Annotated in this window: 4 protein-coding genes; all 4 read right to left on the minus strand. The window is 43.6% G+C overall.

Translation table 11 applies throughout. The annotated features are described in order from the left end of the window. Positions 1–222: hypothetical protein (locus tag RM549_RS19240; RefSeq protein WP_311687721.1), on the minus strand; the 222-nt coding region annotated here is incomplete at its 3' end. Positions 223–542: 320 nt separating this feature from the next. Beyond that, on the minus strand, positions 543–680 hold the full coding sequence (locus RM549_RS19565; protein ID WP_432264724.1) for a transmembrane 220 family protein: 138 nt from the start codon (positions 678–680) through the stop codon (positions 543–545). Positions 681–719: 39 nt separating this feature from the next. After that, the gene (locus RM549_RS19245) at positions 720–1097 is read right to left on the minus strand and encodes a c-type cytochrome (RefSeq protein ID WP_168137769.1); all 378 of its coding nucleotides are present in this window, start codon (positions 1095–1097) and stop codon (positions 720–722) included. Continuing rightward, a partial coding sequence (locus RM549_RS19250; protein ID WP_311687723.1) for a PQQ-dependent sugar dehydrogenase occupies positions 1073–2197 on the minus strand: 1125 nt, incomplete at its 5' end. The genes RM549_RS19245 and RM549_RS19250, both read right to left, overlap by 25 nt.

Here is a 2197-nt window from a genome sequence, read left to right on the forward strand (position 1 = left end):
TTTTAAGAGGGCAACAATGCGAGGGGTAGCTTTGGGATCAAGCAGTTTTAGCTCGTTATTCTCCCCTATCAATCCATAACCGCTTTCTACGCAGTGGCCCATCAAAGCGCAGGCGGTAGAATGCTCACTTGCTTGTTTAGTATATTGCGAGGGTGAAATACGCCGAAGACAAATAATATCCACTACGTACCCGTCCAATACTTCTTTTTCATTCTTTCTCATATCTATCAATTAATTTTTATCGTTTTTCTTTAGTAGCTGTGCATCACTACTACTTCAACTACTTTATTACTGCTAGCGTACTTAGGCTCACCAGAATTGACCCAAAGCTGATGTTCATTCGTTTTTCTCTTATGCATCACTAGGTTGATACCTTTTTGCAAATGCAAGAATAAATAATCCAAAAAATTCCCGGGTATTTTCTATCCCGGGTTTTTCGGCTTTTATAGTCTAGGCAATGTTCTCGGCATCATGATCTCTGTACCAGCTAATCGCACAATCGGGAATCAATAACAGGTAAACAGCATAACCAGTATAGAAAATCATGGCCACCTAATAAAAGGCAGGAAAACCCTTTTTAAAAACGGCAGATCGCATAAAATAGCACCAGATAAATAAATAGAAAACCATAGCAAAGGATCCGGATCATTTAACTGCAGGTTGGCAGAGAACAAAATCAAAAGAATAAATGCAGTGTTGGTAATTTCACTTCTCAGAATTTAGTCTTTGTTCCTGTTTGTACGCAAGTAGCGCAGGTATTCTGCGATATTGTCTACCTGTTCATCTGAGAGTTGTTTTTCATTAAATGCGGGCATAACACCAATTCCGTTTCTTATCTGAAATTTAATAAGAGCCTTTGGCAAAGGTTTATTTATAATAGCCAGCCCCACACCCGACATTGCTCCAGGATGACAGGAGGCACAGTAATTGTTGAACAGTATCCTCCCATTTTGAAGCTGCTCTGTTGGCAGCGTGACCACTTCAGCATAAGGTTTTGTCTTTGGGGCAGAGCAGCTAATAATGGCAATGCCTGATAGAAGCGCTATAGCTATAAACCTGTAATTTCTTCCTTTTAATCTTGTCTTGTAATTTTCCATACCACACCAGAATTTTTAACAGGGTTAGCACCTTCCTTGCTCGTTGCAAGGATTCCAAAATCTGTAATATACAATGCAGTACCATCGGGACTGAACTGCACTGACACCGGTCTTTCCAAACCTCCTGTTTCCAACCAGGATGCCGGTCCGTTCTTTTTCGCTTTATTAGTGGCAAAATCCTCCACGATCCCTGTTTCTACATCTGCGCGAACCACGCGGTAACCCACAGGGGAAAGTACTTTACCTACTCCGGGTGCCATATCGCCAAACTGGGCTATGAAAGCCTGGCCTTCAAAGCCAAAGTCTTCATTTGTGGAAAAACTTATTCCGTTGGAGGAGGAGTGAACCCCCAAACTTGCCACGGGCTGTGGCGGCGTACCGGGATCATTCACCAGTATTTTTTTTGGGTCTTCTTCTCCAGGCACCTCCAGGTGGGTTATGGACATACTTCCATTGTAGTCTGGCCATCCATACCACGCATCCTGCTCTAGTTTAAAAAGCAAATCTCCTGTTCCCCAAACGGGACGGCTGCCCCGAACATCATAAGAGTTATTGGTAACGTAGATCTGTCCATCTGGGGCTAATGCGAGGCCGTAAGGATTTCTGAACCCCCAGGCTACCACCTCAAGATCGCCACCGTTGATTGGCACCCGCATTACAGCACCCGTACAGGGAATTGCTCCCTTTATCACCTCATTTGTTTCAGCTTTTTTATTATAAGAATGGAAGGGGCCTGTAACTGCTTTATCATCGGGATCTTCGCTCAGAACATTTTTTGTCTCACTGTTTATTGCATTTATAGTAATATCCTTACATGGGATATCGTGAAGATCGGGAAAGCGGTGGAGCCACCCAAAAGAGGCATTATCATTACCCACTATTCCGGAATTGGTTGCCGTGCCTTGTCCAAAATACAGATACCCATCTTTTATGACCGGGCCATTCGTATGGTGGTCCCCAAGACTTGGTAAGCCCTCAACCAGTGCCTGTGCAGTACCTTCTTTACTCACCTTGAGTATTTTTCCTCCCTCGAGCTGCCCTCCTTCAGATATGTAAAAGAAACCGTCGCTATAGGTAATACCATTCCAGGGTCCATTTTT

It is taken from the genome of Autumnicola patrickiae, from assembly GCF_031846525.1.
Lineage (GTDB): Bacteria > Bacteroidota > Bacteroidia > Flavobacteriales > Flavobacteriaceae > Autumnicola > Autumnicola patrickiae.

What these genes read in the sequence shown, in the direction of transcription:
- RM549_RS19245 (WP_168137769.1), bottom strand. Translation starts at nt 1,097, where the DNA reads ATGGAAAATTACAAGACAAGATTAAAAGGAAGAAATTACAGGTTTATA.